This window comes from Brachybacterium sp. EE-P12 (assembly GCF_003711805.1).
Taxonomy (GTDB): domain Bacteria; phylum Actinomycetota; class Actinomycetes; order Actinomycetales; family Dermabacteraceae; genus Brachybacterium.
Window position 1 is genome coordinate 285,702 of sequence record NZ_QXCP01000005.1, and the last position, 21,619, is coordinate 307,320.

The 21,619-nt window shown below is 73.5% G+C and carries 19 protein-coding genes and 1 riboswitch; of the genes, 2 read left to right on the forward strand and 17 right to left on the reverse strand.

What is annotated here, in order from left to right:
- Positions 1–34 precede the first annotated feature (34 nt).
- The 5 genes from D1648_RS08840 to fmt form a co-directional block, all read right to left on the reverse strand.
- A complete protein-coding gene (locus D1648_RS08840; RefSeq protein WP_122940821.1) occupies positions 35–298 on the reverse strand; it encodes a phosphoribosyl-ATP diphosphatase in 264 nt (87 codons plus the stop codon).
- A gap of 68 nt (positions 299–366) precedes the next feature.
- Positions 367–1,074: a nicotinamide riboside transporter PnuC gene (gene pnuC, locus D1648_RS08845; protein WP_122940823.1), complete on the reverse strand. Its 708-nt coding sequence runs from the start codon at positions 1,072–1,074 to the stop codon at positions 367–369.
- Positions 1,075–1,166: 92 nt separating this feature from the next.
- Positions 1,167–1,284: riboswitch (FMN riboswitch) on the reverse strand.
- 26 nt (positions 1,285–1,310) lie between these two features.
- The gene (rpe, locus tag D1648_RS08850) at positions 1,311–1,997 is read right to left on the reverse strand and encodes a ribulose-phosphate 3-epimerase (protein WP_122940825.1); all 687 of its coding nucleotides are present in this window, start codon (positions 1,995–1,997) and stop codon (positions 1,311–1,313) included.
- Positions 1,994–3,562 carry an RsmB/NOP family class I SAM-dependent RNA methyltransferase gene (locus D1648_RS08855; RefSeq protein WP_122940827.1) on the reverse strand — a complete coding sequence of 523 codons (1,569 nt, stop codon included), beginning with the start codon at positions 3,560–3,562 and terminating at the stop codon, positions 1,994–1,996. The genes rpe and D1648_RS08855 overlap by 4 nt, the downstream gene beginning before the upstream one ends.
- Complete coding sequence (gene fmt, locus D1648_RS08860) at positions 3,559–4,527, reverse strand: methionyl-tRNA formyltransferase (protein WP_122940829.1); 969 nt, start codon at positions 4,525–4,527, stop codon at positions 3,559–3,561. Before fmt ends, D1648_RS08855 begins: the two co-directional genes overlap by 4 nt.
- A gap of 84 nt (positions 4,528–4,611) precedes the next feature.
- On the opposite strand from fmt, the gene D1648_RS08865 reads away from it, so the two are divergent.
- Complete coding sequence (locus D1648_RS08865) at positions 4,612–5,814, forward strand: MFS transporter (protein ID WP_122940831.1); 1,203 nt, start codon at positions 4,612–4,614, stop codon at positions 5,812–5,814.
- Positions 5,815–5,836: 22 nt separating this feature from the next.
- Here the strand turns inward: D1648_RS08865 and D1648_RS08870 are convergent, their stop codons facing one another.
- The 10 genes from D1648_RS08870 to D1648_RS08915 form a co-directional block, all read right to left on the reverse strand.
- Positions 5,837–7,465: a DASS family sodium-coupled anion symporter gene (locus tag D1648_RS08870; protein ID WP_241155417.1), complete on the reverse strand. Its 1,629-nt coding sequence runs from the start codon at positions 7,463–7,465 to the stop codon at positions 5,837–5,839.
- An 81-nt stretch (positions 7,466–7,546) separates the two neighbouring features.
- Positions 7,547–9,631, reverse strand: a complete 2,085-nt coding sequence (locus tag D1648_RS08875; RefSeq protein WP_164518665.1) for a primosomal protein N' — start codon at positions 9,629–9,631, stop codon at positions 7,547–7,549.
- Positions 9,632–9,783: 152 nt separating this feature from the next.
- The gene (locus D1648_RS08880) at positions 9,784–10,167 is read right to left on the reverse strand and encodes an FKBP-type peptidyl-prolyl cis-trans isomerase (RefSeq protein ID WP_122940835.1); all 384 of its coding nucleotides are present in this window, start codon (positions 10,165–10,167) and stop codon (positions 9,784–9,786) included.
- A gap of 37 nt (positions 10,168–10,204) precedes the next feature.
- Entirely contained in the window at positions 10,205–11,146 is a 942-nt protein-coding gene (locus D1648_RS08885; RefSeq protein ID WP_164518652.1) for an FKBP-type peptidyl-prolyl cis-trans isomerase, read from the reverse strand.
- A 96-nt stretch (positions 11,147–11,242) separates the two neighbouring features.
- Positions 11,243–12,649, reverse strand: a complete 1,407-nt coding sequence (pafA, locus tag D1648_RS08890) for a Pup--protein ligase (RefSeq protein WP_122940840.1) — start codon at positions 12,647–12,649, stop codon at positions 11,243–11,245.
- Between the two features lie 4 nt (positions 12,650–12,653).
- Positions 12,654–12,845, reverse strand: a complete 192-nt coding sequence (locus D1648_RS08895) for a ubiquitin-like protein Pup (protein WP_010551593.1) — start codon at positions 12,843–12,845, stop codon at positions 12,654–12,656.
- Positions 12,846–12,869: 24 nt separating this feature from the next.
- Complete coding sequence (gene dop, locus D1648_RS08900) at positions 12,870–14,546, reverse strand: depupylase/deamidase Dop (RefSeq protein WP_122940842.1); 1,677 nt, start codon at positions 14,544–14,546, stop codon at positions 12,870–12,872.
- The gene (arc, locus tag D1648_RS08905) at positions 14,543–16,162 is read right to left on the reverse strand and encodes a proteasome ATPase (protein WP_241155419.1); all 1,620 of its coding nucleotides are present in this window, start codon (positions 16,160–16,162) and stop codon (positions 14,543–14,545) included. The genes dop and arc overlap by 4 nt, the downstream gene beginning before the upstream one ends.
- Before the next feature lie 52 nt (positions 16,163–16,214).
- Positions 16,215–17,288, reverse strand: coding sequence for a tRNA (adenine-N1)-methyltransferase (locus D1648_RS08910; protein WP_164518653.1), 1,074 nt, complete (start codon positions 17,286–17,288; stop codon positions 16,215–16,217).
- A gap of 43 nt (positions 17,289–17,331) precedes the next feature.
- Positions 17,332–18,459, reverse strand: a complete 1,128-nt coding sequence (locus tag D1648_RS08915) for a M50 family metallopeptidase (protein ID WP_241155420.1) — start codon at positions 18,457–18,459, stop codon at positions 17,332–17,334.
- A gap of 135 nt (positions 18,460–18,594) precedes the next feature.
- Between D1648_RS08915 and D1648_RS08920 the strand changes: the two genes are divergently transcribed.
- Positions 18,595–19,404 carry a PAC2 family protein gene (locus tag D1648_RS08920; protein WP_122940849.1) on the forward strand — a complete coding sequence of 270 codons (810 nt, stop codon included), beginning with the start codon at positions 18,595–18,597 and terminating at the stop codon, positions 19,402–19,404.
- A 36-nt stretch (positions 19,405–19,440) separates the two neighbouring features.
- Here D1648_RS08920 and mshC read toward each other — a convergent pair whose 3' ends face one another.
- Positions 19,441–20,706 carry a cysteine--1-D-myo-inosityl 2-amino-2-deoxy-alpha-D-glucopyranoside ligase gene (mshC, locus tag D1648_RS08925; protein WP_122941109.1) on the reverse strand — a complete coding sequence of 422 codons (1,266 nt, stop codon included), beginning with the start codon at positions 20,704–20,706 and terminating at the stop codon, positions 19,441–19,443.
- 35 nt (positions 20,707–20,741) lie between these two features.
- A complete protein-coding gene (locus D1648_RS08930) occupies positions 20,742–21,614 on the reverse strand; it encodes an undecaprenyl-diphosphate phosphatase (RefSeq protein WP_122940852.1) in 873 nt (290 codons plus the stop codon).
- Between the last annotated feature and the right edge of the window lie 5 nt (positions 21,615–21,619).

The following is a 21,619-nucleotide window of genomic DNA, read 5'->3' on the forward strand; positions in this document are numbered from 1 at the left end:
GACGGGACGACGGGTGAGCGGGGCGACGACCGGTTCAGAGATGTCGGTAGACGTCCTCGAGCGAGATGTCCTTGGCGATCATCATCACCTGCAGGTGGTAGAGCAGCTGGCTCATCTCCATCGCGGCGTCGTCGGTGGACTCGTGCTCGCAGGCCATCCACACCTCGGCGGCCTCCTCGACGATCTTCTTGCCGATCTGATGGACGCCGGCATCGAGCTCCGCGACGGTGCCCGATCCCTCGGGTCGGGTGCGTGCCTTCTCGGTCAGCTCGGCGAACAGTGCCTCGAAATCCTTCACGGGACCAGGGTACTCGCCCCGGCAGGCACTGCGCGGAGCGGCCCGCCTGCCGGGCACGGGAGCTTGCCTCAGTCCCGTCGGACGGTGGGGTCCAGGTGCGCGGTCTCGACGGTGACGCGCGAGTCCTCGGCATCGCGCCGGCTGCGCACGCGCCACCACACGAAGAAGCCGGTGAGGGTGAAGGCGCCGTAGAAGACGTACATCAGGGCGCTCGCGTAGTAGCCGGCGCTCCACAGCAGCGGCACGCCGACGATGTCCACGGCCACCCAGATCAGCCAGAACTCGACCCAGCCCTTGGCCATGCCGAAGGTCGCCAGCAGGCTGCCCATGAAGATCCAGGCGTCGGCCCAGACCGGCTCGTAGGAGCCCAGCGCCCGGAACAGCGGGGTCAGGGCCGCGGTGCCGCCGACGAGCACCACGAGCAGCAGGGCGCGGGTGCCCCATGACGCCCAGACCGGCTCGACGGCCGTGCCGCCCTCGTGCTTCGCCTGGCGCCAGCGCACCCAGCCGTAGATGCTGGTGGCGATGAACATTACCTGTCGGCCGGCCTGGCCGAGCAGGTCGATGGAGTTCGGGCTGCCGAAGACGGTGCCCAGGAAGACGGTCAGCAGCAGCGCGTTGCCGATGATGCCGACGGGCCAGGCCCAGACCTTGCGACGCATGCCGCCGAGCGCGCTGAGCAGTCCGAAGACGTTGCCGAGCACCTCGCGGAGCAGGAGGAACTGTCCTCCGGAGAATTCGATCTTCGCGTCGAAGAGCCACTGCAGGAGATCCATGTCGGTCCTTTCACCTCGGATGCAGTGGCTCCGGGGGAAAAGGGTTCCTGCAGGGCTCGCGGGGGGCATGGCGCCGTCCCGGGGACCTGCGGGACGTGCGCCTCTCATCCAGGCTGTACTGTCGGTGCCGGAATCCCACCGGCTCCACCGCTGGCGCGGGTCGCGGACTGTCACCGCCGGCTCGGACTTTCACCGACCCCGGAGCACGTCACAGGATGTGACGCGCACAGGATATGTCAGTGCACCGGGTGTGCGCCCGCGAGTTCGCGCAGGGCGGAGATCTCCTCCGCGGCGTCGCTGGCCTTGTAGATCGCCGAGCCCGCCACGAAGACGTTCGCCCCGGCCTCCGCGCAGCGCTCGATGGTCTCGCGGCTGACCCCGCCGTCGACCTGGATGGACACCTCGAGGTTCGCCTCGGAGATCGCGCTGCGGGCGCGGCGGATCTTGGGGAGCATCGTCTCGAGGAAGCTCTGCCCGCCGAATCCGGGCTCGACGGTCATGATCAGCAGCATGTCGAACTCGCCGATGATGTCGATCAGCGGCTCGACCGGCGTGGCGGGGCGCAGTGCGACACCGACCTGGGCGTTCTTGCGGCGCAGGTCGCGGGCGAGCTTGACCGGTGCGCGGGCGGCCTCGAGGTGGAAGGTCACCGAGGAGGCGCCGGCCTCCGCGAAGACGGGTGCCTGGACGTCGGCGTCCTCGATCATGAGATGCGCGTCCACGGGGATCGGGCTGCGTTCGACGATCTGCTCGACCATGGAGGGGCCGAAGGTCAGGTTCGGGACGAAGTGGTTGTCCATCACGTCGACGTGGACGCTGTCGGCGCTGGCGATCTTGTCGAGCTCTGCGCCGATGGACATGAAGTCGGCGTTGAGGATGCTGGGGTGGATGTAGCTGCTGTCGGTCGAGTAGGTGATGCTCATGACCTCGGGGTCCCTTCGTCGGTGGGGGCGGGGAGCCTGCGCAGCAGGCAGATGTACATCGCATCGGTGCCGTGGACGTGGGGCCACAGCTGGACGGCGGGCCCGTCGCCGAGCTCGACCTCGTCCCGCACGGCGGGAAGGAGCCCCGCGCGCACGGCGGGGCGGGCGTCGAGCTGCTCGACGTCCTCGCGCTTCTTCAGCACGTCGGAGACGATCAGGCGGGTCTCGGCCAGGTGCGGGGAGCAGGTGACATAGGCGACGACGCCTCCCGGGGCGGCGGCGTCGAGCGCCGAGCGCAGCAGGTCGCGCTGGACGCCGCCGAGCTGTCCGACGTCCGCGGGGGTGCGGCGCCAGCGAGCCTCGGGCCTGCGGCGCAGCGCTCCGAGGCCGGAGCACGGCACGTCGGCGAGGACGCGGGAGAACTCGCCTGGATGGTCCGCGCCGATCGTGGTGCCGTCGGCGGTGAGCGTCGTGATCTCGCAGCCGGCCTCGCGCAGCGTCGCGACGGCGCGGTCCACCAGCTCGGTGCGGTGCTCCTGCAGCTCGACGGCGAGGAGCTCCGCGTCGTGGTCGACGGTGAGGCCGCCGAGCAGGGCGGTCTTGCCCCCGGGGCCCGCGCACAGGTCGAGCCATCGGGCGTCATCGGCCAGGACGAGGTCGTCGGCGCCGAGGCCGAGGGCGAGGGCGGCGAGCTGGGAGCCCTCGTCCTGGACGGCGACGCGTCCCTGCTTCACAAGGTCCATGCCGCCGGGATCGCCGGAGGGCCAGGCGGCGGCGAAGACGGAGAGCCGTCCCTGGCTCGCGCCGTGGTCGATGAGCTCGTCGAGGTCGGTCAGGCCCGGGCGCATCACCAGGGAGACCGCCGGCGCCTGGTTCTGAGCCTCGAGCAGGGCGTCGATCTCCTCGCGCGAGCGGCCGTTCCCGGCGAGGGCGTCCGAGAGGGCGCGCACCACCCAGCGGGGGTGGGAGTGGACGACGGCGAGGTGGCCGGTGAGGTCCTTCTCGCGATCGGGGGCGACCTCGTCGATCCAGGTGGCCAGGTCCTTCTCCCCCACCCGGCGCAGCACGGCGTTGGCGAAGCTCGCGCCGCCGGCCCCGACCTCGGCGCGGGCGAGCGCGACGGTCTCCGAGGTCGCCGCGTGCGGGGCGACCGTCATGTCCAGCAGCTGGTACGCGCCGAGCCGCAGCACGTCCAGCAGCGCGGGCTCGACCTTCGCCAGCGGCCGGTCGACGCAGGCGGCGATGATCGCATCGAGCCTCCCCTGCGCGCGCAGGGAGCCGTAGAACAGCTCGGTGGTGAAGGCGGCGTCACGGCCTGAGACGCGGTGGCTGCGCAGCAGGCGGGGCAGGACGAGGTTCGCGTAGGAATCGTCCTCTCGCACCTGGCGCAGGCCCTCGAGGGCGACCTGCCGGGAGGGGGTGCTCGTGCGGGAGCGCTCCGAGGGGCGGGAGGAGGACCAGCCTCGGCGCGGCCCGCCCTGTCCGCGGGAGCCGGAGCGCTCGCGTCCCTGCGCGTCCCGGCCGCGCCGGTCGTCCCGGCGGCCTCCGCCGCGCTGCTCGTTCATGCTCGCTCTCCGTCCTGCTCGCTCTCGAAGCGGGCGCCGGGGGCGAGCCCGGCCCCACGCGCCCAGTCGGCCGCCCTCATCGGGCGCTTCCCGGCCGGGGCCAGGGTCGCGATCGCGATCGGGTCCGTGCCGGTGCCGACCAGCACCTGGCGCTTGGTCGCGCCGATCTCGCCCGGGGCGAGCGGGCCGGCGAGGGTGTCGAGGGAGCCGGGCTGGAGCGCCTCGACGCCGAGGAGCTTCGTGCGGGCGCCGTCGAGCAGGGTCCATGCCCCCGGCTGGGGGCTCATGCCGCGGATGAGGGCGCCGACCTCGGGCGCCGGGCGGGTCCAGTCGATGCGGGCCTCGGCCGGAGTGAGCTTCGCGGCATGGGTCGCGGCGGCATGGTCCTGCGTGATGAGCTCGGCGGTGCCGTCCTCGAGCGCGTCCAGAGCCTGCAGCAGGAGCCCGGCGCCGTCGACCGCCATCCGCTCCAGCAGCTCCCCCGAGGTCTCGAACTCGCCGATCGAGGTGGAGGAGGTCGCGATGACGTCGCCGGTGTCCAGGCCCTTCTCGAGCCGGAACACGCTCATCCCCGTCTCGGACTGCCCGGCGAGCACGGCCCGCTGCGCGGGTGCCGCGCCGCGCCAGGCCGGCAGGAGGGAGAAGTGGAGGTTCACCCAGCCGTGGCGGGGGATCTCGAGCGCGGTCGGGGGGACGAGGTTCCCGTAGGCGACCACGGGCGCGGCATCCGGGGCGAGATCGCGCAGCTGCTGCAGCACGTCGGCATCGCGCAGGCTCGCCGGGGTGAGCACCGGCACACCGGCCTCGAGGGCGAGTGCCTTCACGGGCGAGGGGGCGAGCTTCCGGCCGCGCCCGGAAGGGGCGTCGGCGCGCGTGAGCACGGCGACGACGTCGTGGCGCGAGTCGAGCAGGGCGCGCAGGGAGGGAAGGGCGGCTTCGGGGGTGCCGGCGAAGACAAGACGCATGATGAGGCGAGTCTACGGTCCCTCCAGCAGCTCACGCAGGGACCCGCCTAGAGTGGGACCCATGACGGTGAGCTCGGGCGAGGGATGAGCGAGATCTCCCCGCCCGCCGGGCATGCGCTCGGCTCCCCCGCCTACCGCCGCCTCCAGGCGGCGCTGGTGTGCGCCGGGATCGCCTGCTTCGCACAGCTGTACTCCCCGCAGGGCATCCTGCAGCTGATCTCCGCCGACCTCGACATCGGGGCGGAGCGAGCCGCGCTCACCGTCTCCGCGGCGACCGGCGGGCTGGCCCTCGCCGTGATGCCATGGTCCTTCGTCGGCGACCGGATCGGTCGTCGTCCCGCGATGATCGCCGCGGTCGGCTCCGCGACGGTGCTCGCGCTCCTCGCCGCGTGGTCGCCGAGCGTCCCGCTGCTGCTGGGGCTGCGCTTCCTCGAGGGCGCCGCCCTCGGCGGCGTGCCGGCGCTGGCCATGGCGTACCTCTCCGAGGAGGTCGATGCCCGGGCACGAGCGGTGGCCGCGGGATGGTTCGTCGCCGGCACCACCCTGGGAGGCCTCTCCGGGCGCATCCTCGCCACCCCGGTCGCCGACCTGCTGGGATGGCGGGCGGGGATGACCGCAGTGGTGCTGCTCGCCGTCCTCGCCGCGACGGGCTTCACCCTCCTCGCACCGCGGGAGCGGCGCTTCGCACCCCGAGCAGAGGCGCGCGGCGGAAGAGCGCGCCGCCTGCTCGAGCCGCTGCGGGACCCGGGCCAGATCGCACTGCTGGCCTGCGCGTTCCTGCTCATGGGTGGGTTCGTGGCGATCTACAACTATCTCGCCTTCCACCTCAGCGCCCCGCCCTATCTGCTGCCCGCGGCGCTGATCGGTCTGGTGTTCCTCGCCTATCTCGGCGGGACCCTCTCCTCCCCCATCGCGGGGCGGCTCGCGGCCGCACACGGACGCCTGCCGGTGATGCTCGGCTCGATGGCCCTCATGCTGCTCGGCCTGCTGCTGACGCTCGCCCCGCCGCTGCCCGTGCTGCTGCTGGGCCTGGCGCTGATGACAGCGGGGTTCTTCGGCGCCCACTCGGTGGCCAGCGGCTGGGCCGGGGCGCGGTCCGCCGGGTCCCGCTCCCAGGCGACGGGCCTGTACAACCTCGCCTACTACGCGGGCTCGAGCGTGCTGGGGTGGGCGCTCGGCCTCGTGCTCGAGGACGCGGGATGGGGCGGGGTCGTCGGCGCGGTGTGCGCGGCGGTGCTGCTCGCCGCTCTCGCCGCGCTCGCGCTGCTGCGGGCCGAGGTCCGATAGCGGGCCCGTCGGAGTCACCGCGTCAGTACACGAGGGAGAACACCCACACCGCGAGGGTCATGGTGGTCGCGGTGATCAGGACGATCCCGATGAGGTTCAGCCAGAGCCCCGCCCCGGCCATCTGGGGGATGCGCACGTACCCGGAGCCGTAGGCGATGGCATTCGGCGGAGTCGCGACCGGCAGCATGAACGCGCAGGTGGCGGCCAGGGCGACGGGGATCGCGAGCAGCATCGGGTCCACCCCGATGCCGACGGCGACGGCGGTGGCGACCGGGAGGAAGGTCGCGGCGGTCGCGGTGTTCGAGGTCAGCTCGGTGAGGAAGAGGATCCCGGCGGCGACGATCGCGACGACGAGCACCACCGGCAGCCCGCCGATCCCGGCGGTGACCTCGCCGATCCACGCGGTCAGGCCGGAAGAGCTGAACTGGGCCGACAGCGCCAGGCCCCCGCCGAACAGGAGCAGCACGCCCCAGGGCAGCTTCACGGCCGCGTCCCAGTCCAGCAGGCGCACGCCCCGGGCCGCGCCGGCGGGCAGCACGAACAGCGCCAGCGCGACGACCATCGCGATGCCGGCGTCGCCGATCGGCGGATCGCCCGCCTCCAGGACCTGCCAGATCAGCGGGATGAACACCCAGCTGAGCGCCGCGAGGACGAACACGCCGAGCACCCGCAGCTCACCGGAGGAGATCCTCCCCAGCTTGCGCCGCTCCTCGCGGATCAGCTCCGCACCGCCGGGGATCTCGCTGATCTCGGGCCTGAAGAGCACCTTCGTCAGCAGCAGCCAGGCGATCAGCAGGAACACCGCCGCGATCGGCGCCCCGACCACCATCCAGCGGCCGAAGCCGAGGGTGATCCCGAACTCCTGGCTCATGTGGGCGGCGAGGAGGGCGTTGGGCGGGGTGCCGATGATGGTGGCCAGCGAGCCGATCGAAGCGGCGTAGGCGATGCCGAGCATGAGCGCGGTGCCGAAGTTCGAGCGGACCGCGGAGCTCGCGGGGCCCTCCTCATCGGGCGCGGGGTCCACGCCCTCGCCGGGCTCCTCGCCCTTCCGCTCGGCGTCCTCGAGCCGGAGCCGGTTCACGAGCACCAGCACGGACACGCCGATGGGGAGCATCATCACAGCGGTGGCCGTGTTCGAGACCCACATCGAGATGAAGCCGGTGGCGACCATGAACCCGAGCACGAGCAGGGAGGGGCTGGCACCGATGCGGTCCACGATCGCGAGCGCGATCCGCTTGTGGAGGTCCCAGCGCTGCATCGCCAGGGCGAGCATGAACCCGCCCATGAACAGGAAGATGATGTTGTTGCCGTAGGAGGCGCCGACGTCGTCGAAGCCGACCTCCGGGCTCAGCACCGGGAAGATCACCAGCGGCACCAGGGCGGTGGCGGGGATCGGCAGCGCCTCGGTCATCCACCAGGTCGCCATGAGCACGGCCGTCGCGGCGGTGAGCTTCGCGGCGTGGGGCACGTCCGCCGGCATCACCAGATAGATCAGGAGCGCGGCGATCAGTCCGGCGCCGAGGCCGATGCGCCGCACGAGCACGGTCCGTCCGGTCTCGGCCGAGGCGCGCTCCCCCTCGGAGAGATCGGGGCGCTCCGGTGTCGGGGAGGAGGTCGTGGGATCGGACGTCGGGGAGGCGTCGGAGGCCATGGCGGGTCCCTTCATCGCGTCGTCGCGGCGGGCTGGCGGTGACCTGCACCCTAGCAGCGGCGATGCGGGCGCGCCCGGGGTTCAGAACACGTCCGGCGGGTCCATCCGCACGCGGAGGGAGCCCCTGGCCTTGCGGGCGCTGCGGGCGGCGACGCCGGCGCGGAGCGCGGCGGCGAGCTCGCGCGAGCGCTCGGGCGGCAGGCGCAGCACGGCGCGGGAGCGGCCGGCCTGATCGGGGCCCTCGAGGTCGACGGGGCCGAGCACCTCGGTGCCGTCCGGCAGCTCGGTCGACTCGAGGAAGGCGCGGCACGCCTCCCGCTCCCCCACCACCTCGGCGACGCGGCGGAAGGGCGGCAGGTCCAGCTCGCGGCGGTCCTCGAGGATCCGGTCCAGGAAGAGCGCGGAGCGGTGGGCGACCAGGTCGCGGATCGCGGGCAGGGTCGAGGTGCCGACGACCAGCACCTCCCCTCCCTGCTCGGCGGTGCGGACCAGGCTGATCGCGCCGCGCCAGCGCCGCACGGCCTCGACGTCGGCGTCGAAGGCGGCCCGGCCGAGCATCGCGTCGGCGTCCAGGAGCAGGCTGGCGCTGTAGCGGCCCTCGGGGGCGGGCTCCGCGCCGGGGGTCGCCACGACGATGCCGTGCTCGGGCACCGCATCGTCCTCGAGGGGGCCGTGGGCGCCGCCCGCGACCGTGAGGGGGACGTCCGGGAAGGCGCGGTGGAGCTCCTCGGCGGTGCGGGTGGATCCGATCACCATCGCCCTCACCCGGGTGCGGTCGCATTCCGGGCAGCGGTAGCCGTCCTCGCGCCGCCCGCAGACGGTGCAGTGCAGCGGCCCGTCGCGACCGCGCAGGGACAGCGGCGCCGCGCACTCGGGGCAGCGGGCACGGGTGCCGCAGAAGGTGCAGGCGATCGCGGGGACGTAGCCGCTGCGCGGCACCTGGACCAGGACGGGCCCGGTCGCGAGGCCGCGGCGCAGCACCCGCATCGCCTCCTGCGGGAGGCGCGAGCGGCCCGAGGGGCCCTCGCGGTCGCGGAGGTACTGGTCCATCGCCACGATCCGAGGACGCACGGCGGTGACCGGGGCCGGCACCGGCTCGAGCCGCGCGAGATAGCCGGCCTCGGTGAGCGCGCGCATGGTCACCGACTCGCTGGTGGCGAGGAACAGCAGGGCGCAGCGCTCCTCGGCGGAGCGGCACTGGAGGACGGTGCGGGTGTGGGGGTAGGGGGCGCGGGGCTCCTCGAGCAGGTCGTCGGCCTCGTCGTAGCAGATCACGAGGCCGAGGTCGCGCACGGGGGCGAAGGCGGCGGAGCGGTTGCCGAGCACGACGCGGGTCGCGCCGCGCAGGATGCGGCGGAAGGTGCGATAGCGCTTCTCGGGCCCCTCGGTGCCGGCGAGGATCTCGTGCGCGATGCCCTTCGCCGTCAGGACGCGGGAGAGCCGGGCGACGTCGCGCTGGTCGGGGGCGATGACGAGGGCACCGAGGACGGGGTCGAGGTCCGCGACGGCCTCGGCGGCGAGCTCGGTCCAGGCATCGACGGGGTCCAGCACGAGGGAGGCGCGCGGGACGGGGCCGGTCCCGCTCCCGGCGCGAGCGATCAGGGCGGCGAGCCCCGGGTAGCGGTCGACGGAGCGGGGCGCGACGGGCGGAGCCGCGCTGTCCTCTGCGTCGGTCCCCTCCTCGGGGCTCGACTCCTCGGGGTCCGACTCGTCAGGGCCCTTCTCCTCGGAGTCCGTCGCCTCCGGTACCGGCTCCTCCGCGGCCTGCGCCTCCTTCTCCGCGGCGGCGCGATCCGCCTTCTCGGCCCGTGCGTGGCGGGGCGGCAGCGCGAGGCGGAGCACGTCGCCGACGGTGCCGGCGCAGCGCTCGGCGACCTCCTCGCACACGCGCATCATCGCGGACGGGACGACGACGTCCTCGGAGACCAGGCGGGTGAGCGGGGCGAGCGCCCGGTCGGTGGTGGGCTCGGCGCGCCGCTCGAGGACGATCCCCTCGGTGTCCTTGCCGGAGAAGCGCACCCGGACTCGCATGCCGGGACCGGCCGCGGCGGTCGCGGGCGTGACCGCGTACTCGAAGGGCCGGTCCAGATGGGGCAGCACGCCGACCAGCCGCACGCTCGCGACGGGCAGCTCCTCGACCACCTCGAAGCCGGCGGTGGTGCGCAGCCCGACGGCCCGGGCCGCGTCGGGGCGGTCCGGGCCGGTCGGCTCCTCGGCCGTGGGGGCGGGGACGGGAGCGGCGGGGGCCGCGAAGAGGGGTTCCTGGCCGTGCGCCGATTCCTCTCCGCGAGCCCCCGCCGCTCCCTGGGCGGGCGTGCTCAGCGCTTGTGCACCGCCACCAGGTCGCACACGAAGACGAGCGTCTCGCCGGGGGCGATGACGGGCGGGGCGCCGCGGTCGCCGTAGCCGAGGTGCGCGGGGATCTCGAGGCGGCGACGACCGCCGACCCTCATGCCCTGGACGCCCTGGTCCCAGCCGGTGATGACCTGGCCGACTCCGAGCTGGAAGCGCAGCGGCTCGCCGCGGTCCCAGGAGGCGTCGAACTGCTCGCCGGTGGAGTGGGAGACGCCGACGTAGTGGACGTCCACGACGTCGCCGGCACCGGCCTCCTCGCCCTCGCCGAGGATCTGGTCGGTGCTGACGAGCTCGGTGGGGGCCGGGCCCTCGGGGGCGTCGATCTCGGGCTTGGTGCGATCGCTCATGCGGTTCTCCTCCTGTGATGGATCAGCGGTGCAGGGATCAGTCTGCCGTGTGGGCGGCGTCGAGGACGTCCACGACGAAGATCAGGGTCTCCCCGGCGAGCTCGCCCTGGTCCCCGTAGGCCTCCTCGGGCGGGATCACGAGCATCACCTGGGAGCCGACCGTCAGGTCCAGCAGGTTCTCGTCCCAGCCGGCGATGACCTGGCCGCCGCCCTGGACGAAGGAGAACGGGGCGCCGCGCTCCCAGGAGGAGTCGAACCGGGAGCCGTCGGACCACTTCCAGCCGGTGTACTGCATGGTGAGGAAGTCGCCCTCGCGGGTCTTCTCGCCGTCGCCGACGATCAGCTCCTCGCGCACGGTCTTCGTGGGGGCCTCGCCCTCGCCGGGGCCGGAGATCTCGGGCGCGCCGTCCTCGCCGAGGGTCACCTCGGGGTAGTCGCCGGAGGGCTCGCCGGGCTCGCCCTCGGCCCGCAGCGGGGAGACGATCCGCTCCACGTCGCCGACCTGGAGCAGGGAGTAGGCCTGCCCCTCGGTGCTCTGCTGCCAGCCGGCCATCACGAAGCGGGAGCCGACGGTCATCTGGGTGAACACGTCGAAGGCGGCCGGGCCGATCGTGTCGGTGGTGACCTGCACGCCGCCGGCCGGGGCGCCCTGCCACCAGGACTGGAGCACCTCGCCCGTGGAGGCGTCGACGTAGAGGTCGCGCCAGATCACGACGTCGCCGTCGGCGATGGTGTCCCCGTCGCCGGCCACGACCACCTCGGCCTGCGCGGAGGTGATCTCGAGCGGGGCGGTGAACTCGACGGTCGGCTCGGCGCCGAGGTCCTCGCTGACGCTCACCCCGGCCAGGGCGTCGCCCCCGCCGTCGGAGGCGCCTCCCCCGTCGGACGCGCCGGAGCCCTCGTCGTCGGTGCAGGCGGCGAGGCCGATGGCGGCGGTCGCGGCGAGGGCGGTGGTCAGCAGCGTGCGGCGGCGGATCAATGGAGGACCTTTCGGATCGGCTGCCCGTGATCGGGCACCGCCCCAGGGTACGGGGCGCGCGATGTGCGGTTGCTGGGGCGCGGGGTGGGCGTCGTCTCAGGCGAGCGGCGGATCGGCGGCGGCGGCGCCCTGGGCGCGGATCTCCTCGAGCAGCGCGTCCACGGCCGGGTGCTCTGTGGCGAAGGGGTCCATGACCTGCACGGGCATCGCCCCCTGACGGGTCAGGCGCAGCGTGGTCCAGTCCACCACGTGGTCCACGCCGTGCTCCTGGGCGGCGGCGACCACCCGGCCGCGCAGGTGGGCGCGCGTCGTGGTGGGTGCCTGGGTGCGGGCGCGCTCGATCCGCTCCTCGGGCAGCACCGTCGGCGCCAGGCCCCGCCGCTGGAGCGCGTAGAAGACACCCCGCGCGGGGTCGATGTCGTGATAGGCGAGGTCCAGGCGCTCGATCGACGGGTCCTCGAGGTCGATCCCGCGGCGTTCCATGACCTGGGTGAACAGTCGCTCCTTGATCGCCCAGTCGAGGTTCTGCGCGGCCCAGCCGCGGTCCCCGGTGCGCACCGCGTCCAGGGCGCGCTGCCAGGTCTCGAGCACGTCGGTCTCGGAGTCCTCGGCGAGATCGGCGACATGGTCGAGCCAGCGCTGCTGGATCTCGAGGGCGCTGAGCGTGCCGCCGCCCGCGGTGGGCAGCGGCGCGGTGCCGGCGAGGTCGCGGGCCACGGCGCGGATCGCGGCGATGTCGTCGCCCAGGCCCAGCTCGGGCAGCGCACGACCGGACTCGATCGCGCGCAGCACCAGGTCTGTGGTGGCGAAGCGCAGATGGGTGGAGACCTCGCTCATCGTGGAGTCGCCGACGATGACGTGGAGGCGACGGTAGAGGTTCGCGTCCCCGTGCGGCTCGTCGCGCGTGTTGATGATGGGCCGGGTGCGGGTGGTGGCCGAGGAGACCGCCTCCCACATGTGGTCGCTGCGGCGGGAGAAGACGAACTGCGCCCCGGCGCCGTGGCCGGCCTCGCCCTCGACGGCGGGGGCGACGCCGCCGGCGCCGGTGACGATCTGCCGCGTGACGAGGAAGGGCAGCAGGTAGCGGGGCAGGCGGGTGAACTCCCCGCGACGGTCCACGAGGTAGTTCTCGTGGGAGCCGAAGGCGTTGCCGGCGGAGTCGACGTTGTTCTTGAGCAGGTGGATGCGCGCGTCGTGGCCCGCCTCGGCGAGGCGCTCGTCGGCCGTGCGGGTGAGCTCGGCGAAGATCCGCTCCCCGGCGCGGTCCTGGGCGACCAGCTCCCACCAGTCGTCGCACTCTGCCGTGGCGTACTCCGGGTGGGAGCCGACGTCGAGATAGAGCCGGGCGGCGTTGCGGAGGAACACGTTCGAGGAACGGCCCATCGCGACGACGGGTCGGAACAGCTCGCGCGCGGCCTCCTCCGGCTCGAGGGCGCGGTTGCCGTCGGCGCGCACGCACACGAGTCCGAACTCCGTCTCCAATCCTCCCACTCGGCGCTTCATCGGGTCACTGGCCGCCCTTCTGCACGAAGGAGCGCACGAAGGTCTCGGCGTTGGACTCGAGCACCGAGTCGATCTCGTCGAGCAGGTCGTCGGTGCCCTGCACCGAGGCGAAGGTCTGACCGCCGGTCAGGGTCTCGTCGTCGGGGGCGTTCTCGTCGGGGCCGCCGCCGGGGGCGTTCAGGGACTGCTGGGACATGGTCTCCTCCTCAGGTCGTGCGGGTCAGGATGCGGTGACCGCCCGGCGCAGAGCGTCCAGGACGGTCTCGAGGTCGTCGGCGGGGTCGATGCCGTGGCGCGCGCACCAGTCGGCGCTGCCCAGGCGCGGGTCCGCCAGGCGCAGGCGGTGCCCGCCCTCGGGGCCGGCGAGGGTGATCGCGTCCCAGCCGGCGGAGGGCACCCGCGGGCCGTGCGCGGAGATGAGCCCGCCGCGCAGGTGGGCGCGGGTGCTGCCCGGCGCAGCGGTGACCGCGGCGGCGACCTCCTCGGGGGTGACGAGCGTCGGGGCGGCGCCGGCGGTGCGGAGCTTGTCGAACAGGCCTCGGCCGGGACGCAGGTCGGAGAACTGCAGGTCGACCATGAGCAGGCGCGGATCGGACCAGTCCAGGCCGTGGCGGGCGCGGTAGCGCTTGAGCAGGGACAGCTTCGCGACCCATTCCACGCGGGAGGCGGCGAGCATCGGGTCCCGCTCGAGCAGGTCCAGGATCTCGCCCCAGGCGCGCAGCACCTGGGCGGTCTCCTCGTCCTCGCCGTCGGCGACGGCGCTGAGCGCCTCGAGGTGGGCGCGCTGGATCTGCAGGCCGGTGAGCTCGCGGCCGTCGGCCAGCGGCACGCTCGCGCGCAGGGTCGGGTCGTGGCTGATGGTGCGCAGCGCGGCGACGGGGTCGGCGAGGGCGAGGTCCGGGAGGATCCGGTGCCCGGTGCGCTGCTCGGCCTCGAGAGCGGCGAGGACGAGGGAGGTGGTGCCGAGCTTGAGGAAGGTCGACTCCTCCAGCAGGTTCGCGTCCCCGACGATCACGTGGAGGCGGCGGAAGCGGTCGCGGTCCGCATGGGGCTCGTCGCGGGTGTTGACGATCGGGCGGTTCAGGGTGGTCTCGAGCCCCACCTCCGCCTCCATGAAGTCCGCGCGGGAGGAGAGCTGGAAGCCGGGCTCCTCCCCCCGGGTGCCGATCCCGACGCGGCCCGCGCCGACGAGCACCTGGCGGGTCGCGAAGAAGGGCAGCAGCGCCTCGACGATGCGTTCGAAGGGCACCGCACGGTCCACGAGGTAGTTCTCGTGCGTGCCGTAGGAGGCGCCCTTGCCGTCGGTGTTGTTCTTGTGCAGCGCGACCTCGGGGATCCCGTCGGCCGCACCGAGGATCTCCATCGCGCGGCGCGCGATCTCCTCGCCGGCGCGGTCGGCGACCACCGCCTCCCGGGCGCGCAGCACCTCGGGGGCCGAGTACTCGGGATGCGCGTGGTCGACGTACAAGCGGGCGCCGTTGCGCAGCACGGCGTTGCCGATCGAGCGCTGCGAGGCCCAGGCGAGCACCTCCGCGTCGTCGCCCTCGGGGGCGACCTCGGGGCCGGTGACCGGGGCGTCGAGCTCGACGCTGGGCACGTGCGCATCGCGCACCTCGTCGGTGAGCTGCGTGGGGTGGGCGGCGGCGCGCTGGAGCTCGAAGCCGCGGGCGTCGCGCAGCGGGGTCTCGTCCCCGTAGTCCCAGCGCACCCGTCGGCCCCGCTCCCCCTCGGCCGGATCCAGCAGCGCGTAGGCGCCGACGACCAGGTGGGACAGCAGGATCGAGCTGCCCGCCCCGGCGCGGGCGCGCTCCTCGAGGTCGGCGTGGAGCACCCCGAACTCCGTCTCGATGCCCATCACCCGCTCGGTGGTCAGGCCGGCGGTGCCGTCGGTGTTCATGCGGTGACCTCCTCGGGGTGCTCGGCGGCGTCGGCGTGCTCGGCGTCCTCCGCGGCGACGCCCTCGCCCGGCAGGACGCGCTCCTGCAGCGGGACCACGGCCTCGACGCGGCGGCGGGAGCGGCCGGGCAGGCCGGTCACGCGCGCCCAGTCCTCGGCATGGGACGCCGAGGGCATGTCCTCGTTCTCGGCGAACTCGACCCGGATCGCCTCGAGGAGGTGCTCGGAGCCGACGCCCACCACGCCGGTGGCGAGCTGCTCCTTGACGGCGAGCTTCTTCGCACGATCGACGATGTTGCGCAGCGTCGCGCCGGAGACGAAGTCGCGGAAGTGGAGGGTGTCGTGCCCGCCGTCGGAGTACTCGACCCGCACGTAGGCGGAGGCGGGGCCCTCGGCGTAGATCTCCCGCACGGCGAGGTCGAGCAGGGCCTCGCGGTCCTCCCGCACCGGCACCTCCTGGCCGAGGTAGAGGCCGAGGATCTCGCGGCCGGCGCGCGCGTTGGGGCGGCGCACCCGGATCTTCACGTCCAGGCGTCCCGGGCGGAGGATCGCGGGATCGATCATGTCCTCGCGATTGGAGGCGCCGATGACGATGACGTTGTCGAGGCCCTCGACGCCGTCGATCTCGGCGAGCAGCTGGGGCACGATCGTGGTCTCCACGTCGCTGGACATGCCGGTGCCGCGGGTGCGGAACAGCGCCTCCATCTCGTCGAAGAAGATGACGACGGGATGGTCCGCGGCGGCCTTCTCACGGGCCCGCTCGAAGACCAGCCGGATCGACCGCTCGCTCTCCCCGACGTACTTGTTCAGCAGCTCGGGGCCCTTGACGTTGAGGAAGGCGGAGTTCGCGAGCGCCTCCTCGACGCTGACGCCGCGCACCTCGGCGCTGCGCAGCACGAGCTCATGGGCGACGGCCTTGGCGATCATCGTCTTGCCGCAGCCGGGAGGGCCGTAGAGCAGCACGCCCTGCGGGGGCCGCAGCCCGTAGGTGCGGTAGAGGTCCTGCTGGAGGAAGGGCAGCTCGACCGCGTCGCGGATCGCCTCGATCTGCTCGCCGAGCCCGCCGATCTCGGCGAAGGAGACCTCGGGGACCTGCTCGAGCACGAGGTCGGTGATCTCGGCACGGTCGATCCGCTCGAGCACGAGCTGGCTGCGCAGGTCCACGAGCACGTGGTCACCGGGGTGCAGCGCCTCCTCGCTCAGCGCCCCGGCGCGGCGCAGCACCCGGGTGTCGTCGGGGGCGACGGCGACGAGCACGCGCGAATCGGCGAGGGCCTCGACGACGGGCACGACGTTGCCCGCATCACCCTGCGGGACAGCCTCGACGGCCGCGAGGGCCTCGTTCAGGCGCAGCTCGGTGCCGGGGGTGAGGTCATCGAGGTCGAGGCTCGCGGCGGTGGCGACGCGCAGGCGTCGACCGTGGTGGAGCACGTCGATGGTGGTGCCCTCGCAGCGGCGCAGGAAGGTGGCGTAGGAGTTCGGCGGATCGCCGACGCGCTCGAGGTCGTTCTTGAGCTCGACGATCTGGGCGCGGGCGGAGCGCAGCCCGCTGACCAGTCGCTCGTTGTGGGCGGCGAGCTTCTCGAGCTCGGCGGTCATCTCCGCGTAGGTCTTCATCGTCGTCTCCTCCCCGTGGGGTGGGGTTCTGGGCGGTCCGTGATGGCGGGGCTCAGCGGTCCCGGCCCTGGCGGATGTCGCGCAGGGCGCGCTTGAGCTTGCGAGGGGCGACGCCCCGCTCGCCGACGTCCTGGGCGGTCCACTCCTCCGTCCCGCCGCCGAAGCCCTCGTTGTCGGGATGGTTCAGCTCCTCCGCGTCGCGCGAGCCGGGAGCAGGGCGGGTCGTGCGGCGCAGCGCCCGGGTGCCGTGCGCGGTGCGGCGCGCGGTCAGCAGGAAGCCGGTGTGGGCGTTCATCCGGTGCTCGGGGCGCACGGCGAGGCCCTCGAGGTGCCAGGGCCGCACGAAGGACTCCCAGGCGTACGGTTCGGTGAACTGGCCGTGGTCGCGCAGCGCCTCCGCGGTGCGGGAGAGCTGGGTGACGGTGGCGACGTAGGTGAGGAACACGCCGCCGGAGACCAGCACGTCCGCGGCGGCGTCCACGCACTCCCAGGGGGCGAGCATGTCCAGGACGACCCGGTCCACCGCGGCGGTGCCGAGGGTCGGGGCGACGTCCTGGAAGTCGCCGACGGTCAGGTCCCAGCGCGGGTGCAGCGCCTCGGGCTCGAGGCCGAAGAAGGTGCCGACGTTCTCGCGGGCCACCTCGGCGAAGTCCTCGCGGCGCTCGATCGAGTGCACGGAGCCCTCGGGGCCGACGGCGCGCAGCAGCGCGGTGGTCAGCCCGCCGGAGCCGACGCCCGCCTCGAGCACGCGGGCGCCGGGGAAGATGTCTCCCCACATGAGGATCTGCGCGGAGTCCTTGGGGTAGATGATCGCGGCGCCGCGCGGCATGGAGAGGATGTAGTCGGCGTACAGCGGGCGCAGGGCCTGGTAGCGGGTGCCGTGGTTGTCCTCGACCACGGTGCCGTCCTCCTCCCCGACGAGCTGGTCGTGGCGGAGCACGCCGCGATGGGAGTGGAACTGCCCTCCGGGCTTGAGGGTGATGGTGTGCAGGCGGTTCTTGGAGTCCGCGAGCTGGACCTTGTCGCCGAGGGCGAAGGGTCCGGTGCGGTCGAGGCCGCGGCGGGGCGCGCGGGGCGCGGGTCCCGACGCCCCGTCCTGGGCGGCGGGCTGCGGCTGAGAAGTCATGCTCTCCAGCATAGGTCGCGATCAGCGCGGTGAACGGGCCTGTTCACCGTCCGCGCAGGAGCGTGTTGACGTCGACGCTGAGGATCACCCCGGCCGGCGTCCCGTCGGCCTCGACGACGAGGTAGACGGGCGCGGGGCGGGAGAGCATCGCGGAGACCAGCTCCTCGCCCGCCAGTCCGGTGCGCAGCGCGACCACGTCCCCGAGGGGACGGGCGACGGCGGAGGCGGTGGTGCTCCCCCGCTGCGCGGCGGGGACCGCGGCGATCGCCTCCGGGGCGGGCAGCAGCGCACGGCCGACGGTCCCGGGGCGCGGATCGACGCGGTCCAGCAGCAGGACCTGCTCGTCGTGCGCTCCCGGAGCCTGCGCTTCCTCGAGCGCGTTCAGCGGCGCCTGGGGCGGCAGGAGGCGCACGGGGCGCAGGACGGCGGAGACGTCGAGGGCGTCGACGCGATCCTGCGTGCGCGCCCCCGCCAGCGCCCGGGTCGCGCCCTGCCACAGCAGTCCCGCGATGAGCAGCGCCCACACCAGCGTCAGCAGGCCGACGGTGCCCGCGCCCCCGCTGCGCATGATCCGCACGAGCGGCACGAGGACGACGCCGACGGCGATCGCCCGCCCGATCCAGGCGGTGATCCGCGTCCCCGCGGTCGGTCTGCGCAGCACCGCGCCGAGCAGGGACTCCAGGGCGCGGCCGCCGTCCATCGGCAGGCCCGGCAGCAGGTTGAACAGGGCGAGCACCACGTTCAGCCAGGTCGCGAACGAGGCGACCGCGCCCAGGACGCCCTCCGGCGCGGCCAGCGCGGCGACGGCCGCGGTGAGCCCCGCGAGCGCTGCGTTGCTCGCGGGGCCGGCGAGGGAGACGAGCACGGAGCCGAGCGCCGGCATCCGCTCCGCCCGGTACTGGGTGTGCCCGCCCCACAGCGTCAGCGCGATGTGGTCGATCCGCGCGCCGAAGAGACGGGCCACGAGGGCGTGGGAGAGCTCGTGCACGAGCACGGAGAGGATCAGGAACAGTCCCAGCCCGAGGGCGATCAGCGCGCTCGCGCCGACCGGGAGTCCCGGGCGCTGGAGGGAGGGGAAGAGCACCGCGGCGATCAGGAGCACCGTGACGAGGGTGCCCGGGCTGATCTGCAGCGGCGGCAGCGTGCCGATCCGCAGCATGGGGCGTGGCATGGGGACTCCTCGGTGGCGGGCCGGCGGCTCGCCGGGCAGGGTGAGGATATCCCCTGCTCCTGCACCCGAGCTCGACGGATCACGGGCCCGTCGGCAGCCCCCGTCGGCGGGCGCGCGCGAGCCTATGATGGAGGGATGAGTCGAATCGCCATCACGGCCTTCAGCGGGTGGAACGACGCCGGCGAGGCCGCCACCGGGGTGGTCGAGCACCTCCTGGAGGTGTGGCCCTCGCGGCCCGTCGGCGCGGTCGACGCCGAGGAGTTCATCGACTTCCAGGTCAACCGCCCCGAGATCAGCACCACCGAGGAGGGGCTGCGGGTCGTGGACTGGCCCGACACCCGGCTGCACCTGATCACCCCTCCGCGCGGCCCCGAGATCGTCGCCGTGATCGGGCCCGAGCCGTCCCTGCGCTGGAAGCGGTTCTGCGACGAGGTGCTCGAGCAGCTGCAGGCGCTCGACGTGAGCTCCGTCGTCTCCCTCGGGGCGCTGCTGGCGGACTCCCCGCACAGCCGTCCGCTGCCGGTCTCCTCGGAGGTCGAGCCGGTGCCGGCGCAGCGGGTCGAGAACTCCGAGCAGTACTCGGGGCCCATCGGGGTGCCGACGATCCTCGCGCGCCGCACCGCGAGCGCCGGTCTGCGCACCACGAGCATCTGGGTGCAGGTCCCCCACTACGTCTCCCAGAACTCCTCGCCCAAGGCGGTGCTCGGTCTCGTGCGCGAGGTGCAGGAGCTGATCAGCGCCCCGATCCCGGTCGGCGAGCTGGTCGAGGACGCCGAGGCGTGGGAGCGGGGCGTCGACGAGCTGGCCCGCACCGACGAGGACGTCGCGGAGTACGTGCGCCGGCTCGAGCGGGCCCAGGACGCGGCCGAGCTGCCCGAGGCCAGCGGCGACGCGATCGCCAAGGAGTTCGAGCAGTTCCTGCGTCGTCGCCGCGAGACGGACTGAGCCCCGGCCCGACGGGCCGAGCCGGGGCTCGTCGGCTCACGCGCGCAGCGTGATCCCGAAGAGCGCGTCGACCGCGGCGGCGACGTCGCCCGGCGCGTCCTCTGCCGTCGGGGCCGCGGTCCCGGGGACGGCGGGGACCTCGCGGCCCTCGGCCCAGGCGTCCAGGACCGTGAGCGCGGTCGGGGTGTCCAGGTCCTCGCGGAGCGCGGCGCGCAGCGCCTCGACGACGTCGGGGCGCAGGTCGCGGCGGCGTGCGGCGTTGCGGTAGGCGTCCAGACGCCGGCCGGCCTCCTCGAGCTCGGCCTCCGACCACTCCCAGTCGCTGCGGTAGTGGTGGGCCATGAGCACCAGGCGGATCGCCATCGGGTCCACGCCCCCGCGCACGAGCCGGTGGACGAACACGAGGTTGCCGAGCGACTTGCTCATCTTCTCGCCCTCGTGGCCGACCATCCCGGCGTGCGCGTAGGAGATCGCGAAGGGGCGGCCCAGCCCGATCGAGTGGGCGGCGCTGAGGTCGTGGTGGGGGAAGACGAGGTCGCTGCCGCCGGCCTGGATGTCGAAGGGCAGCCCGAGCCCCTCCTCGGCGATGGAGACGCACTCGACGTGCCAGCCGGGCCGGCCGCGGCCGAGCTCGCCGGCGTCCCAGGCGGGCTCCCCCTCGCGTTCGGCCCGCCACAGCAGCGGGTCGAAGCGGCCGCGCTTGCCCTCCCGGTCGGGATCCCCGCCGCGCTCGGCGAAGACCTCGAGCATCTGCTCCTCGCTCCAGCCGGAGACGTCCCCGAGGGCCCCGTCGCGGGCGAGATCCAGGTACCAGTCCTCGCCCTCGGCGTCGGGGGTCGGCACCCGATAGGCGCGCCCGCGCTCCTTCAGCGCGGTGACGGTGGCGATGATCTCGTCCATCGCCTCGCTCACGGAGCGGTAGGTCTCCGGGGCGAGGATCCGCAGCGCGGCCATGTCCTCGCTGAACAGCTCCACCTGGGAGGCGGCGAGCTCGCGCCAGTCCACGCCGTCGCGCTCGGCGCGCTCGAGCAGGGGGTCGTCGACGTCGGTGATGTTCTGGGCGGTGGTGACCTCGAGACCGGTGTCCACGAGGGCGCGGCGCATGAGGTCCGCCGCGTGGTAGGTCGCGGCGTGACCGAGGTGCGTGGAGTCGTAGGGGGTGATCCCGCAGATGTACAGGCGGGCGTGCCCCGGTTCGACGGGGGTCACGGGCGCGATGCGCCCGGAGCGCGTGTCGAACAGCCTCAGCGGGGTGGTGGAGGCGGGCAGCGGGGTCAGCTCAGGGGTGGTCCAGGATTGCACCACTCGATCATAAGAGCGGGCGCGCTCGGGTGGGTTCAGGCGCCGCCGAGCGGATCCACCGCGCCGAACCACAGCATCGCCAGCAGCAGCAGGCCGGCCACCACGCGGTAGACGACGAACATCAGGTACGAGTGGTTCTCGATGATCCGCATGAACCAGACGATCACCGCGAAGCCGACCACGAAGGCGACCGCGGTGGAGACCGCGATCGCGAGCAGCGACGGCTCCCCCGCGGCGGCGGCGACGGCCCGGCCCTCGGCCGTGAACAGGACAGGGACCTCCTTGGCGGCCTTGTACAGGCCCGAGGCGAACACCGCCGGGATCGCCAGCAGGAAGGCGTAGCGGGCCGCGGCCTTGCGGGTGTAGCCCATGAGCAGGCCCGCTGTGATGGTGCCGCCGGAACGGGAGACGCCCGGGATCAGCGCGAGCGCCTGGGCGAGGCCGAACAGGATGCCGTCGCGCACGCTGAGCTGGTCGAGCTGCTTGCGCTGGGGGGCGAAGCGGTCCGCGAATCCCAGCAGGACGCCGAAGAGGATCAGCATCGTCGCGGTGATGTAGAGGTTGCGCAGGCTGTAGTCGATCTGGCTCTCGAAGAGCAGGCCCAGCACGCCGATCGGGATCGAGCCGAGGATCACCAGCCAGCCCATGCGCACGTCCGGGTCGGAGTGCGGGATCCTCCCGGCCAGGGCCTTGAACCATCGCCCGATGATCCGGGTGATGTCCTTCCAGAAGTAGATCAGCACCGCGGTCTCGGTGCCGAGCTGGATGATCGCGGTGAAGGCCGCGCCCGGGTCCTCCCCCGGCGCCATGAGCTCCCCGACCACGCGCACGTGGGCGCTGGAGGAGATGGGGAGGAACTCGGTCAGGCCCTGGACCAGGCCCAGGACGACCGCCTCGATGAAGGACATGGACT